The sequence below is a fragment of the Pseudomonas oryzicola genome (assembly GCF_014269185.2).
GTDB classification, from domain to species: domain Bacteria; phylum Pseudomonadota; class Gammaproteobacteria; order Pseudomonadales; family Pseudomonadaceae; genus Aquipseudomonas; species Aquipseudomonas oryzicola.
In genome coordinates, this window is record NZ_JABWRZ020000002.1 from 680,881 (window position 1) to 695,204 (window position 14,324).

Here is a 14,324-nt window from a genome sequence, read left to right on the forward strand (position 1 = left end):
GACAAAACCCCTACCTGCATGCGCAGATAGGGGTTTTGCGAAATGAATCTTGACGATGACCTACTCTCACATGGGGAAGCCCCACACTACCATCGGCGATGCATCGTTTCACTGCTGAGTTCGGGATGGGATCAGGTGGTTCCAATGCTCTATGGTCGTCAAGAAATTCTGTTGCCAGAAGGTCCTGGTAGACACTCCAGCGAATCCGGATATGTGATATTCGTGGTTCGTTGCGAACTTTCGGTTCGTATCATCTTCACCACCGCAATCTGCGTCAGCAAATTGCTTGGGTGTTATATGGTCAAGCCTCACGGGCAATTAGTATTGGTTAGCTCAACGCCTCACAGCGCTTACACACCCAACCTATCAACGTCGTAGTCTTCGACGGCCCTTCAGGGAACTCAAGGTTCCAGTGAGATCTCATCTTGAGGCAAGTTTCCCGCTTAGATGCTTTCAGCGGTTATCTCTTCCGAACATAGCTACCCGGCAATGCCACTGGCGTGACAACCGGAACACCAGAGGTTCGTCCACTCCGGTCCTCTCGTACTAGGAGCAGCCCCTCTCAAATCTCAAACGTCCACGGCAGATAGGGACCGAACTGTCTCACGACGTTCTAAACCCAGCTCGCGTACCACTTTAAATGGCGAACAGCCATACCCTTGGGACCGGCTTCAGCCCCAGGATGTGATGAGCCGACATCGAGGTGCCAAACACCGCCGTCGATATGAACTCTTGGGCGGTATCAGCCTGTTATCCCCGGAGTACCTTTTATCCGTTGAGCGATGGCCCTTCCATACAGAACCACCGGATCACTAAGACCTACTTTCGTACCTGCTCGACGTGTTTGTCTCGCAGTCAAGCGCGCTTTTGCCTTTATACTCTACGACCGATTTCCGACCGGTCTGAGCGCACCTTCGTACTCCTCCGTTACTCTTTGGGAGGAGACCGCCCCAGTCAAACTACCCACCATACACTGTCCTCGATCCGGATAACGGACCTGAGTTAGAACCTCAAAGTTGCCAGGGTGGTATTTCAAGGATGGCTCCATGAGAACTGGCGTCCCCACTTCAAAGCCTCCCACCTATCCTACACAAGCAAATTCAAAGTCCAGTGCAAAGCTATAGTAAAGGTTCACGGGGTCTTTCCGTCTAGCCGCGGATACACTGCATCTTCACAGCGATTTCAATTTCACTGAGTCTCGGGTGGAGACAGCGCCGCCATCGTTACGCCATTCGTGCAGGTCGGAACTTACCCGACAAGGAATTTCGCTACCTTAGGACCGTTATAGTTACGGCCGCCGTTTACCGGGGCTTCGATCAAGAGCTTCGCTTGCGCTAACCCCATCAATTAACCTTCCGGCACCGGGCAGGCGTCACACCCTATACGTCCACTTTCGTGTTTGCAGAGTGCTGTGTTTTTAATAAACAGTCGCAGCGGCCTGGTATCTTCGACCGGCATGGGCTTACGGAGCAAGTCCTTCACCCTCGCCGGCGCACCTTCTCCCGAAGTTACGGTGCCATTTTGCCTAGTTCCTTCACCCGAGTTCTCTCAAGCGCCTTGGTATTCTCTACCTAACCACCTGTGTCGGTTTGGGGTACGGTTCCCAGTTATCTGAAGCTTAGGAGCTTTTCTTGGAAGCATGGTATCAACCACTTCGTCGCCTGAAGGCAACTCGTCATCAGCTCTCGGCCTTGAAATCCCGGATTTGCCTAAGATTTCAGCCTACCACCTTAAACCTGGACAACCAACGCCAGGCTGGCCTAACCTTCTCCGTCCCTCCATCGCAATAACTGGAAGTACAGGAATATTAACCTGTTTTCCATCGACTACGCTTTTCAGCCTCGCCTTAGGGACCGACTAACCCTGCGTCGATTAACGTTGCGCAGGAAACCTTGGTCTTTCGGCGTGCGAGTTTTTCACTCGCATTGTCGTTACTCATGTCAGCATTCGCACTTCTGATACCTCCAGCAAGCTTCTCAACTCACCTTCACAGGCTTACAGAACGCTCCTCTACCGCGTCATCGAAGATGACACCCGTAGCTTCGGTGCATGGTTTGAGCCCCGTTACATCTTCCGCGCAGGCCGACTCGACTAGTGAGCTATTACGCTTTCTTTAAAGGGTGGCTGCTTCTAAGCCAACCTCCTAGCTGTCTAAGCCTTCCCACATCGTTTCCCACTTAACCATGACTTTGGGACCTTAGCTGACGGTCTGGGTTGTTTCCCTTTTCACGACGGACGTTAGCACCCGCCGTGTGTCTCCCATGCTCGGCACTTCCAGGTATTCGGAGTTTGCATCGGTTTGGTAAGTCGGGATGACCCCCTAGCCGAAACAGTGCTCTACCCCCTGGAGTGATACATGAGGCGCTACCTAAATAGCTTTCGAGGAGAACCAGCTATCTCCGAGCTTGATTAGCCTTTCACTCCGATCCACAGGTCATCCGCTAACTTTTCAACGGTAGTCGGTTCGGTCCTCCAGTCAGTGTTACCTAACCTTCAACCTGCCCATGGATAGATCGCCCGGTTTCGGGTCTATACCCAGCGACTAAACGCCCTATTAAGACTCGCTTTCGCTACGCCTCCCCTATTCGGTTAAGCTCGCCACTGAATATAAGTCGCTGACCCATTATACAAAAGGTACGCAGTCACCTAACAAAGTAGGCTCCCACTGCTTGTACGCATACGGTTTCAGGTTCTATTTCACTCCCCTCTCCGGGGTTCTTTTCGCCTTTCCCTCACGGTACTGGTTCACTATCGGTCAGTCAGTAGTATTTAGCCTTGGAGGATGGTCCCCCCATGTTCAGACAAAGTTTCTCGTGCTCCGTCCTACTCGATTTCATTGACAAGAGATTTTCGTGTACGGGGCTATCACCCACTATGGCCGCACTTTCCAGAGCGTTCCACTAATCTCAAATCAACTTAAGGGCTGGTCCCCGTTCGCTCGCCACTACTAAGGGAATCTCGGTTGATTTCTTTTCCTCAGGGTACTTAGATGTTTCAGTTCCCCTGGTTCGCCTCTTGCACCTATGTATTCAGTGCAAGATACTCAGCTTGTGCTGAGTGGGTTCCCCCATTCAGAGATCTCTGGATCACAGTCTGTTTGCCGACTCCCCAAAGCTTATCGCAGGCTACCACGTCTTTCATCGCCTCTGACTGCCAAGGCATCCACCGTATGCGCTTCTTCACTTGACCATATAACCCCAAGCAATCTGGTTATACTGTGAAGACGACATTCGCCGAAAATTCGCATGTTGCTCTTTCGAGCAGAACTCACAAATTTTACCTTAGCCTGATTAACCAGCAGTGAAACTGGTCATCAGTCTATATCTATCACATATCCGAATTTTTAAAGAACGATCTGACAAAAGTCAGAAATCAACATTCGAGGCGAATGCTCATTTCTGAGTTTGATCAAGTAAAGCAAGTGGTGGAGCCAAGCGGGATCGAACCGCTGACCTCCTGCGTGCAAGGCAGGCGCTCTCCCAGCTGAGCTATGGCCCCGCATATTGGTAGGTCTGGGCAGATTTGAACTGCCGACCTCACCCTTATCAGGGGTGCGCTCTAACCAACTGAGCTACAGACCTATATAGGGTCTTGATCGTCTTCAACCATGAATCAAGCAATTCGTGTGGGAGCTCATCAGCAGGCTGATGTCGTCGATTAAGGAGGTGATCCAGCCGCAGGTTCCCCTACGGCTACCTTGTTACGACTTCACCCCAGTCATGAATCACACCGTGGTAACCGTCCCCCCGAAGGTTAGACTAGCTACTTCTGGTGCAACCCACTCCCATGGTGTGACGGGCGGTGTGTACAAGGCCCGGGAACGTATTCACCGCGACATTCTGATTCGCGATTACTAGCGATTCCGACTTCACGCAGTCGAGTTGCAGACTGCGATCCGGACTACGATCGGTTTTGTGAGATTAGCTCCACCTCGCGGCTTGGCAACCCTCTGTACCGACCATTGTAGCACGTGTGTAGCCCAGGCCGTAAGGGCCATGATGACTTGACGTCATCCCCACCTTCCTCCGGTTTGTCACCGGCAGTCTCCTTAGAGTGCCCACCATGACGTGCTGGTAACTAAGGACAAGGGTTGCGCTCGTTACGGGACTTAACCCAACATCTCACGACACGAGCTGACGACAGCCATGCAGCACCTGTGTCAGAGTTCCCGAAGGCACCAATCCATCTCTGGAAAGTTCTCTGCATGTCAAGGCCTGGTAAGGTTCTTCGCGTTGCTTCGAATTAAACCACATGCTCCACCGCTTGTGCGGGCCCCCGTCAATTCATTTGAGTTTTAACCTTGCGGCCGTACTCCCCAGGCGGTCAACTTAATGCGTTAGCTGCGCCACTAAAATCTCAAGGATTCCAACGGCTAGTTGACATCGTTTACGGCGTGGACTACCAGGGTATCTAATCCTGTTTGCTCCCCACGCTTTCGCACCTCAGTGTCAGTATCAGTCCAGGTGGTCGCCTTCGCCACTGGTGTTCCTTCCTATATCTACGCATTTCACCGCTACACAGGAAATTCCACCACCCTCTACCGTACTCTAGCTCGCCAGTTTTGGATGCAGTTCCCAGGTTGAGCCCGGGGCTTTCACATCCAACTTAACGAACCACCTACGCGCGCTTTACGCCCAGTAATTCCGATTAACGCTTGCACCCTCTGTATTACCGCGGCTGCTGGCACAGAGTTAGCCGGTGCTTATTCTGTCGGTAACGTCAAAACAGCAAGGTATTAGCTTACTGCCCTTCCTCCCAACTTAAAGTGCTTTACAATCCGAAGACCTTCTTCACACACGCGGCATGGCTGGATCAGGCTTTCGCCCATTGTCCAATATTCCCCACTGCTGCCTCCCGTAGGAGTCTGGACCGTGTCTCAGTTCCAGTGTGACTGATCATCCTCTCAGACCAGTTACGGATCGTCGCCTTGGTGAGCCATTACCTCACCAACTAGCTAATCCGACCTAGGCTCATCTGATAGCGTGAGGTCCGAAGATCCCCCACTTTCTCCCGTAGGACGTATGCGGTATTAGCGTTCCTTTCGAAACGTTGTCCCCCACTACCAGGCAGATTCCTAGGCATTACTCACCCGTCCGCCGCTGAATCAAGGAGCAAGCTCCCGTCATCCGCTCGACTTGCATGTGTTAGGCCTGCCGCCAGCGTTCAATCTGAGCCATGATCAAACTCTTCAGTTCAATACTGCTTGGGTTTTTAAGAAACCCTAAACTTGGCTCAGCAATCTCAAATGACTATGTGATTTCTCGCATGGCCACTTGTGATGCTGATAATCTTTGTGACTATCAGTCCGTACTCACAAGCACCCACACGAATTGCTTGATTCGATTTGTTAAAGAGCGTTTGGTTAAGAGCGTTTCGTCTCAACCGAGGCGCGCATTCTACGCTTTCCTCATTTGCTGTCAAGCGTTTATTTTGAAGTTTTTTGCGAGAAACTCGTTTAGCTTCAAACACTTGACTCACTGCGATCTCTCGTAGCGGGAGGCGAATCATACAGCGTTTTGAAACGCTGTCAACCTTCATCTCGACCGCTGCCGATCATTCGATCGTAGCCCTTTCAGCTTCTTCGTTACTACTTAACTCATTGATGAACAAGGAGTTTTTCGTTCCGATCTCGCTGGAAGTGGGGCGCATTATAAGGGGATCCGAAACCGCGTCAACCTTTAATTTCAAGAAACCTTCATATCACTGAAAAACAAAAGCGGGGAGGCCTACCGGCCTCCCCGCTTCTTCACCATCCCTTACAAACTAGGGAACGCAAACTGCGAAGCCTCGTGGCTCGCCCGCTGCGGCCAGCGCTGGGTAATCGCCTTGCGACGGGTATAGAAGCGCACCCCGTCCGGGCCATAGGCATGCAGGTCGCCGAACAGCGAACGCTTCCAGCCACCAAAGCTGTGGTAAGCCACCGGCACCGGCAACGGCACGTTGACGCCGACCATGCCCACTTCGATCTCGTCGCAGAACAACCGCGCCGCTTCGCCATCCCGAGTGAAGATGCAGGTGCCATTGCCGTATTCGTGGTCATTGATCAGCTGCATGGCCTGCTCCAGGCTGTTCACACGCACCACGCACAGCACCGGGCCAAAGATCTCTTCCTTATAGATGCGCATCTCGGGGGTCACCTGGTCGAACAAGGTGCCACCCACGAAGTAGCCATCCTCATTACCGGCCACACGGTAGCCACGACCATCCACCACCAGCTTGGCACCAGCAGCAACACCCTCATCAATGTAGCCCACCACCTTGTCACGGGCTGCAGCAGTCACCAACGGGCCCATGTCCAGGCCACACGAGGTGCCGGCACCAATCTTCAGTGCCTTGATCTGCGGTTCGAGCTTGGCGATCAGCGCATCCGCCACCTGGTCACCCACGCACACCGCTACCGAAATAGCCATGCAACGCTCGCCGCAGGAACCATAGGCCGCCCCCATCAGGGCACTGACTGCGTTGTCCAGGTCGGCATCGGGCATCAGCACTGCATGGTTCTTGGCACCACCCAGGGCTTGCACGCGCTTGCCACGCTTGGTGCCTTCGGCATAGATGTACTCGGCGATCGGGGTCGAACCGACGAAGCTAAGAGCCTTCACCTCCGGCGCTTCGATCAGTGCATCCACCGCTTCCTTGTCACCATGCACCACGTTGAGGATGCCGTTCGGCAGGCCGGCCTCGTGCAACAGCTGGGCGATGTACAGCGTCGAGCTCGGGTCACGCTCGGAAGGCTTGAGGATGAACGCGTTGCCACAGGCGATGGCCAGTGGGTACATCCACAGCGGCACCATGGCCGGGAAGTTGAACGGGGTGATGCCGGCAACCACGCCCAACGGCTGGAAGTCGGACCAGGCGTCGATGTTCGGGCCGACGTTGCGGCTGTACTCGCCTTTCAGCACTTCTGGCGCTGCGCAGGCGAACTCGACGTTCTCGATGCCACGCTTCAGTTCCCCCGCGGCGTCTTCGAGGGTCTTGCCGTGTTCTTCGCTGATCATCTGCGCGATGCGTGCTTCATTCTGCTCCAGCAGTTGCTTGAAGCGGAACATGACCTGGGCACGCTTGGCCGGTGGCGTGTTGCGCCACGCCGGGAAGGCCGCCTTGGCCGAATCGATCGCCTGCTGCACGGTCGCGCGGCTGGCCAGCTCGACCTTGCGTACAGCCTGGCCAGTGGACGGATTGAAGACATCGGCGCTGCGCTCACCCTTGGTAACCAGCTCGCCGTGGATCAGGTGCTGAACAATGCTCATGAAAACTCCAGATAAAGAGGGTTGAGCCAGGCGCGCGATAAGTACCCACGCGCCGGACATCAGAACCGGACAGATCAGTCGATCAGGTTCAGGGTTTCGCCCACTGCGTCGAACAGGCGGTCCAGTTGCTGCGGCGTAGTATTGAAGGTTGGGCCGAACTGCAGGGTGTCGCCACCGAAGCGCACATAGAAGCCCGCCTTCCACAGTTTCATTGCCGCTTCATACGGGCGCACGATGGCATCACCGTCACGGGCCGCGATCTGGATCGCGCCGGCCAGGCCGTAGTTACGGATATCAACGATGTTCTTCGTGCCCTTCACGCCGTGCAGCAGCTTCTCGAAGTGCGGCGCCAGCTCGGCAGCCGACTGCACCAGGTTCTCTTTCTGCAGCAGGTCCAGCGCCGCGATACCGGCGGCGCAAGCTACCGGGTGGGCGGAATAGGTGTAGCCATGCGGGAATTCCACGGCGTATTCCGGGGTCGGCTGGTTCATGAAGGTCTGGTAGATCTCGCTGCTGGCGATAACCGCGCCCATCGGGATGGCGCCGTTGGTCACCTGCTTGGCGATGCACATCAGGTCCGGGGTTACGCCGAAGGCTTCGGCACCGGTCATTGCACCCATGCGGCCGAAACCGGTGATCACTTCGTCGAAGATCAGCAGGATGTTGTGCTGGGTGCAGATTTCACGCAGACGCTTCAAGTAGCCCTTCGGCGGCGGCAGTACGCCGGCCGAACCAGCCAGTGGCTCGACGATCACGGCAGCGATGTTGGAGGCATCGTGCAGCTCGATCAGCTTGAGCATTTCGTCGGCCAGGGCGATGCCGCCCTCTTCCGGCAGGCCCTTGGAGAAGGCGTTCACCGGCAGCACGGTGTGAGGCAGGTGGTCGACATCCAGCAACTGGCCGAACAGCTTGCGGTTGCCGTTGACCCCCCCCAGGCTGGTGCCGGCGATGTTAACGCCGTGGTAGCCGCGGGCGCGGCCGATGATCTTGGTCTTGGTTGCCTGGCCTTTCAGGCGCCAGTAGGCGCGCACCATCTTCAGGGCGGTGTCGGCACACTCGGAACCGGAGTTGGTATAGAACACATGGTTCAGGTCGCCCGGAGTCAGCTCGGTGATTTTCTCGGCCAGCTGGAACGACAGCGGGTGGCCGAACTGGAAGGCCGGAGAGTAATCCAGGGTACCGACCTGGCGCGCTACCGCCTCGGTGATTTCCTTGCGGGTATGCCCGGCGCCACAGGTCCACAGACCGGACAGCGCATCGAAGATCTTGCGCCCCTTGTCATCGACCAGATGGTTGCCTTCGGCCGCCACGATCAGGCGCGGGTCGCGCTGGAAGTTGCGGTTGGCGGTGTAGGGCATCCAGTGGGCATCCAGCTTGAGCTGGCTGGCGATACCGGCGCTGGCGGTTTCGGGCATGTTCATCGGCGGTTCCTCGGAAGACGATTAGGCAACGATGGATGTTGTTGCAGCTAAGGTGGCACGGCGATAAAGTCTGAAAAAGCCAACATTTCTAACCTTCAGACAGGCCCTGACTAAACTGATGAGCCGACGCCCCGATCCACTCGCCCAAGTCAGCGATTTCGACATCCGCCTGCTGAAAATCTACCGCAGCGTTGTCGAGTGCGGAGGCTTCTCGGCTGCCGAGAACGTGCTGGGCATTGGTCGCTCGGCCATCAGCCAGCAAATGAACGACCTGGAGCAACGCCTGGGCTTGCGCTTGTGCCAGCGCGGCCGCGCCGGATTCTCGCTGACCGAGGAAGGCCGCGAGGTCTACCATTCAGCCCTGCAATTGCTCAGCGCCCTGGAAAGCTTCCGCACCGAGGTCAACGGCCTGCATCAGCATTTGCGTGGCGAGCTGAACATTGGCCTGACCGACAACCTGGTCACCTTGCCGCACATGCGCATCACCCATGCCCTGGCCGAACTCAAGGACCGAGGCCCCGATGTGCGCATCCAGATCCGCATGATCGCGCCCAGCCAGGTCGAACACGGCGTGCTCGACGGTAGCCTGCATGTCGGCGTGGTACCGCAGACCAGCCCGCTTTCGGGCCTGGAATACCAGCCGTTGTACAGCGAGCGTTCGCTGCTGTACTGCGCCGTCGGCCACCCGCTGTTTTACGCTGACGACCAGCAGATAGATGACGACCGCCTCAACAGCCAGGAAGCCATCGCCCCCACCTTCCGCCTGCCGGCCGAGATCCAGGCCCATTACCAGGCCCTGAACTGCACGGCCAGTGCCTCGGACCGCGAAGGCATGGCGTTTCTCATCCTTACCGGGCGCTATATCGGCTACCTGCCAGACCACTACGCCACCTTCTGGGTACAGCAAGGCCGCCTGCGAGCACTCAAGCCCCGGCAGCGCTTCTATGACTTGAGCCTCAGCTGGGTAACGCGCAAAGGCCGGCGGCCAAACCTGGTGCTGGAAAGCTTTCTCGAGAGCCTGGCTGCGACACGCTGATGCCAGTCTTTGCCGCTAACGCTTGTCACTTCGGCGCAGGCAGGTAATCTTGTCCGACAGCCGCAGCCACTGACCCGTACGGAATCGTCCATGACCCTAGAAGTCCCTGCGCATCGCCTCGCCACCTCGGGCAAGCCCGCGGGCCGCATTCGCCAGAAGAACGAACAGGCTATTATCCAGGCCGCCGAAGACGAGTTCGCCCGCCATGGTTTCAAGGGCACCAGCATGAACACCATCGCCCTCAAGGCGGGGTTGCCCAAGGCCAACCTGCATTACTACTTCACCAACAAGCTGGGCCTGTACATTGCCGTGCTCAGCAACATCATCGAGTTGTGGGACAGCACCTTCAACGCCTTGAGTGTCGACGACGACCCCGCCGAAGCCCTGAGCCAGTACATCCGCACCAAGATGGAATTCTCCCGGCGCAACCCGCAAGCCTCGCGGATTTTCGCCATGGAAGTGATCAGCGGCGGCACTTGTCTGACCGAATATTTCAGTGCCGACTACCGTGAATGGTTCCGCGGCCGAGCCGCGGTATTCCAGGCCTGGATCGAAGCCGGCAAGATGGACCCGGTCGACCCCGTGCACCTGATCTTCCTGCTCTGGGGCAGCACCCAGCACTACGCCGACTTCGCCACCCAGATCTGCCAGGTTACCGGCCGTAGCCGCCTGACCAAGCAGGACATGGAAGACGCGAGCAACAACCTTATCCACATCATCCTCAAAGGCTGCGGCATCAAGCCGGCTGCCTGACCGCCATCTATGCCTTCTACCCTGCTCGACCTGTGCGAATACCGCGAGGAAATCCGCAAAAGCCGCTTCATCACCCTCGCCGGGCCAATCAGCAGTGCCGCCGAAGCGATGAGTTTCATCGAGCGCCACAGCGACCTGGCCGCTACCCATAATTGCTGGGCCTGGAAGCTTGGCGCGCAGTACCGCAGCAGTGATGATGGCGAACCGGGCGGCACCGCCGGGCGGCCGATCCTGGCAGCGATCGAAGCGCAGGACTGCGACCAGGTGGTGGTGCTGGTGATCCGCTGGTACGGCGGCATCCAGTTGGGCACCGGTGGCTTGGCCAGAGCCTACGGCGGCGGTGCCAACAAATGCCTGCAACAGGCACCGAAGCGGCTGCTGGTGCAGCGCAGCGAATTCACCTGCAGCTGCAGTTTCAGCGAACTGGCGCTGGTGAAGTTGCGCCTGGCGGAGTTTGACGGCCTGGTTCTGGACGAGCAGTTCACCGCCAATGGTGTTGACTTGCTGATTGCCCTCGGTGACGCCCACCTGGCGTCGTTGCAGCAGCAACTAGCCGACCTGAGCCGCGGGCGCATTCTGCTCGAAGCACGCTGAACATTGCCCACAACAACTGTGGGTCGGCCTGTGGATAAGCTTGGGGCACTCGCTTGCAGACCAATAGCTTCAAGGCCCGCAGAGCATTGATCATTTATTGATCAGAGCATTGGGATAGCTTCGAACGGCTGAATGCCTGCGAGTTATCCCCAATGCAACAGCAAAAGTCCCCGCCTTTCCTCTCGGCTTGCACACAATAACTGTGGAACAGCTTGTGGATAACCCGTGCGCCAACAGGCCAGGCGCCCGGCCATGCAGGGCCCTGGGCCACTGGTCAATTTTTATCCACTCATCGGGCGGGCACCTGTGCTCACTATGACGTATGCTCATTACCTTTTCAGGCACCGTTAAAGGAATGATCCTATGGCTTCTTCAAGATCGGCCCTCATCATTGGCGCCTCACGCGGGCTGGGCCTTGGCCTGGTGCAACGCCTGCATGAGGACGGCTGGAACATTACCGCCACCGTGCGCAACCCGCAGCAGCCTGGAGCCCTGGCCGAAGTGCCCGGTGTACGCATCGAGCAGCTGGAAATGAACGATACGGCCCAACTGGATAACCTCAAACAGCACCTGCAAGGCCAGGTATTCGATCTGGTCTTCGTCAATGCCGGCATCATGGGCCCCCTGCCACAAGACCTGGAAGCGGTGCAGAACAAGGATATTGGTGAGTTGTTCATGACCAACGCCGTGGCACCGATCCGCGTGGCCCGCCGCCTGGTCGGCCAGGTGCGTGAAGGTAGCGGTGTACTGGCCTTCATGAGTTCGATCCTGGGCAGCGTAACCATCCCCGACGGCGGCGAAATCTGCCTTTACAAGGCCAGCAAGGCGGCGCTCAACTCGATGATCAACAGCTTCGTCGTGGAACAGCAACGCCCCGACCTGTGTGTGCTGGCCATGCACCCGGGCTGGGTAAAAACCGACATGGGCGGCGAGAACGCCGAGATCGACGTGCTGACCAGCACCCGCGGCATGCTCGAACAGATCAAGGCGCAGAGCGGCCACGGCGGCCTGCGCTTCATCAACTACAAAGGCGAGCCCCTGGTCTGGTGATTCACCGGGGCGCAGCCTGGCCGGGCGCATTGCCCGGCCAGGCCCTGTAGAATGACGGCAACCGTACCTGATCGAGATGACCCACTATGTATGACTGGTTGAACGCCCTGCCCAAGGCCGAACTGCACCTGCACTTGGAAGGCTCGCTGGAGCCCGAGCTGCTGTTCGCCCTGGCCGAGCGCAACAAGATCGCCTTGCCGTGGGCCGACGTGGAAACCTTGCGTGCTGCCTATGCCTTCAACAACCTGCAGGAATTCCTCGACCTGTATTACCAGGGTGCCGATGTGCTGCGCACCGAGCAGGACTTCTACGACCTGACCTGGGCTTACCTGCAACGTTGCAAGGCACAGAACGTTATCCACACCGAACCGTTTTTCGACCCGCAAACCCACACCGACCGCGGCATCCCCTTCGAAGTGGTGCTCAACGGCATCGACCAGGCACTCAAGGATGGCCGCAAGCAACTGGGCATCAGCAGTGGCCTGATCCTCAGCTTCCTGCGCCACCTCAGCGAAGAAGAAGCGCAGAAAACCCTCGACCAGGCGCTGCCGTTCCGCGATGCATTCATCGCCGTTGGCCTGGACAGCTCGGAAATGGGCCACCCGCCCAGCAAGTTCCAGCGCGTGTTCGATCGCGCTCGCAGCGAAGGCTTCGTCGCCGTTGCCCATGCCGGTGAAGAAGGCCCACCCGAGTACATCTGGGAGGCCCTGGACCTGTTGAAGGTCAAGCGCATCGACCACGGCGTGCGCGCTATCGAGGACGAGCGCCTGATGCAGCGCATCATCGACGAGCAGATCCCGCTCACAGTGTGCCCGTTGTCGAACACCAAGCTCTGTGTGTTCGACCACATGAGCCAGCACAACATCCTCGACATGCTCGAGCGCGGCGTGAAGGTTACGGTCAACTCGGACGACCCGGCCTACTTCGGCGGCTACATCACCGAAAACTTCCACGCCCTGTACACCCACCTGGGCATGACCGAAGCCCAGGCCCGTCGCCTGGCCCAGAACAGCCTGGATGCGCGGTTGGTCTGAATGAATGGCGGCGTTGCGCTCAGCCGACCTGCAACGTCGGCACGCGGGCAATGCGATTGATCTGCTGGATGCCCAACGCCGAGATATGCAAAGCCCGTGTATCCTCGGCCTCGCGCATCCAGCCAGATTGAAGGAACAGCCTGAACAAGGCCTGCCCCAGCACGCCGCCCAGATGCGGCCCCTGGTCGTTGCGCTCGGTGCAGTGGCAGATCACGCAGCCACGTTGCTGGTGCGGTGCCAGCGCATCGATGTAAACCCCGACCAGCGCCAACTGCGTCCGCCCTTCATCACTGACCATCAGTTGCCGACCACTGCCCTCCAGCCAGCCCGCGACCACCAGCCGGTGATACAGCTCGCTGGCCAGCTCCCCGCCCAGATGATCACCACAGCGGCGCGCCCGGCGCACCGACATTGGCAAGGGTGGCACCGGCGCCTTGGCCTGCGCGCCCTTGGCGCTTTCGAGCTGGACACTGGCCAGCGCCTCCACTGCAGCCCCGACCTGCGGCGTCGCCAGGCAGAAATAGCGCTTGCGGCCCCGCGCTTCATGCCGGAGCAAGCCGGCAGACGACAACAAGGAAAGATGAGCACAGGCCGATGACGAGGTCAGGCCGGTCATCACCGCAAGTTCCTTGGCCAAGCGTGGTGTGCCATCGATCAAAGCCCACAACATGGCACTGCGCTTGGGATCGGCCATCAGGCTGGCAATCTGGCTGATACTGCTGGCTGCGTTCATGTCCCTGTAACTCCCTGCAAGTTCACTGTGTGGATGCGATGGCCAACCCTGGCAGGGAAGCGCCTCTCGCTGGCACTGGCCTGGTTCGCCAGTATAAGCCGCAAAAAACGCCACTCAGGCAGCCCCACCGCTGCGGCAGCTCCGCCCGGAAACAACTGGGTAGGCCTACCCATGGTGAGCCGCGGGCAAACTTGCAAGCCCGGCCCAGGCCCCGTGCTGAAACAGCCGGGTCATACAGGCTGCGGGGGCAGGAACGTCGAGCGGTAGAAACACCTGACGCAACTTCGGATGCGCCCCACAGTTGCTTTCTACAAGTAGCGCAAACCGCAGCGAAGGTTCCACGCACCTAAGGGGTGTTGCGCCCCGGGGGCGGGAATAAAAAACCTGCGAGCATGCAGGCCCGACCGTCAGTCAGGACACTGCTGCAGGTCCTGGCATGCAGAAGGGGCGGCG

8 protein-coding genes, 2 tRNA genes and 3 rRNA genes are annotated in these 14,324 nt (G+C 57.9%); 5 read left to right on the forward strand and 8 right to left on the reverse strand.

All coding sequences use genetic code 11. The annotated features are described in order from the left end of the window. Positions 1 to 47: 47 nt before the first annotated feature. The 7 genes from rrf to aptA all read right to left on the reverse strand — a co-directional run bounded on the left by rrf (position 48) and on the right by aptA (position 8,671). Positions 48 to 163: ribosomal RNA gene (gene rrf / locus HU760_RS21315) — 5S ribosomal RNA — on the reverse strand. Between the two features lie 134 nt (positions 164 to 297). Next, positions 298 to 3,189 (reverse strand): 23S ribosomal RNA (locus HU760_RS21320). A 233-nt stretch (positions 3,190 to 3,422) separates the two neighbouring features. Beyond that, positions 3,423 to 3,498 (reverse strand) — tRNA-Ala (locus HU760_RS21325). 6 nt (positions 3,499 to 3,504) lie between these two features. After that, a tRNA-Ile gene (locus tag HU760_RS21330) sits at positions 3,505 to 3,581 on the reverse strand. A 77-nt stretch (positions 3,582 to 3,658) separates the two neighbouring features. Further along, positions 3,659 to 5,195 (reverse strand): 16S ribosomal RNA (locus HU760_RS21335). Together the 16S, 23S and 5S rRNA genes with 2 tRNA genes alongside form the textbook arrangement of a ribosomal RNA operon. A 561-nt stretch (positions 5,196 to 5,756) precedes the next feature. Further along, a complete protein-coding gene (locus HU760_RS21340) occupies positions 5,757 to 7,250 on the reverse strand; it encodes a CoA-acylating methylmalonate-semialdehyde dehydrogenase (protein ID WP_186678800.1) in 1,494 nt (497 codons plus the stop codon). Positions 7,251 to 7,324: 74 nt separating this feature from the next. Then, positions 7,325 to 8,671 (reverse strand): omega-aminotransferase AptA, encoded by a 1,347-nt coding sequence (aptA, locus tag HU760_RS21345; RefSeq protein ID WP_186678803.1) that lies wholly within the window; start codon positions 8,669 to 8,671, stop codon positions 7,325 to 7,327. Positions 8,672 to 8,786: 115 nt separating this feature from the next. Here aptA and HU760_RS21350 point away from each other — a divergent pair, with 115 nt between their 5' ends. The 5 genes from HU760_RS21350 (at position 8,787) to HU760_RS21370 (ending at position 13,138) form a co-directional block, all read left to right on the forward strand. Then, the gene (locus HU760_RS21350; RefSeq protein ID WP_186678996.1) at positions 8,787 to 9,707 is read left to right on the forward strand and encodes a LysR family transcriptional regulator; all 921 of its coding nucleotides are present in this window, start codon (positions 8,787 to 8,789) and stop codon (positions 9,705 to 9,707) included. Positions 9,708 to 9,797: 90 nt separating this feature from the next. Next, entirely contained in the window at positions 9,798 to 10,460 is a 663-nt protein-coding gene (locus HU760_RS21355; protein WP_170028128.1) for a TetR/AcrR family transcriptional regulator, read from the forward strand. Between the two features lie 9 nt (positions 10,461 to 10,469). Beyond that, positions 10,470 to 11,054 (forward strand): IMPACT family protein, encoded by a 585-nt coding sequence (locus HU760_RS21360; protein ID WP_186678805.1) that lies wholly within the window; start codon positions 10,470 to 10,472, stop codon positions 11,052 to 11,054. Positions 11,055 to 11,417: 363 nt separating this feature from the next. Then, positions 11,418 to 12,104: an SDR family oxidoreductase gene (locus HU760_RS21365; RefSeq protein ID WP_186678807.1), complete on the forward strand. Its 687-nt coding sequence runs from the start codon at positions 11,418 to 11,420 to the stop codon at positions 12,102 to 12,104. A gap of 86 nt (positions 12,105 to 12,190) precedes the next feature. Continuing rightward, a complete protein-coding gene (locus HU760_RS21370) occupies positions 12,191 to 13,138 on the forward strand; it encodes an adenosine deaminase (protein WP_186678809.1) in 948 nt (315 codons plus the stop codon). Positions 13,139 to 13,157: 19 nt separating this feature from the next. Here HU760_RS21370 and HU760_RS21375 read toward each other — a convergent pair whose 3' ends face one another. Then, positions 13,158 to 13,871, reverse strand: a complete 714-nt coding sequence (locus HU760_RS21375) for an ArsR/SmtB family transcription factor (RefSeq protein WP_186678811.1) — start codon at positions 13,869 to 13,871, stop codon at positions 13,158 to 13,160. Positions 13,872 to 14,324 lie beyond the last annotated feature (453 nt).

Bases quoted from the DNA above. Each gene is read 5' to 3' on its own strand.
- HU760_RS21340 (WP_186678800.1), bottom strand. From the start codon at position 7,250: ATGAGCATTGTTCAGCACCTGATCCACGGCGAGCTGGTTACCAAGGGT.
- aptA (WP_186678803.1), bottom strand. From the start codon at position 8,671: ATGAACATGCCCGAAACCGCCAGCGCCGGTATCGCCAGCCAGCTCAAG.
- HU760_RS21355 (WP_170028128.1), top strand. From the start codon at position 9,798: ATGACCCTAGAAGTCCCTGCGCATCGCCTCGCCACCTCGGGCAAGCCC.
- HU760_RS21360 (WP_186678805.1), top strand. From the start codon at position 10,470: ATGCCTTCTACCCTGCTCGACCTGTGCGAATACCGCGAGGAAATCCGC.
- HU760_RS21365 (WP_186678807.1), top strand. From the start codon at position 11,418: ATGGCTTCTTCAAGATCGGCCCTCATCATTGGCGCCTCACGCGGGCTG.
- HU760_RS21370 (WP_186678809.1), top strand. From the start codon at position 12,191: ATGTATGACTGGTTGAACGCCCTGCCCAAGGCCGAACTGCACCTGCAC.
- HU760_RS21375 (WP_186678811.1), bottom strand. From the start codon at position 13,871: ATGAACGCAGCCAGCAGTATCAGCCAGATTGCCAGCCTGATGGCCGAT.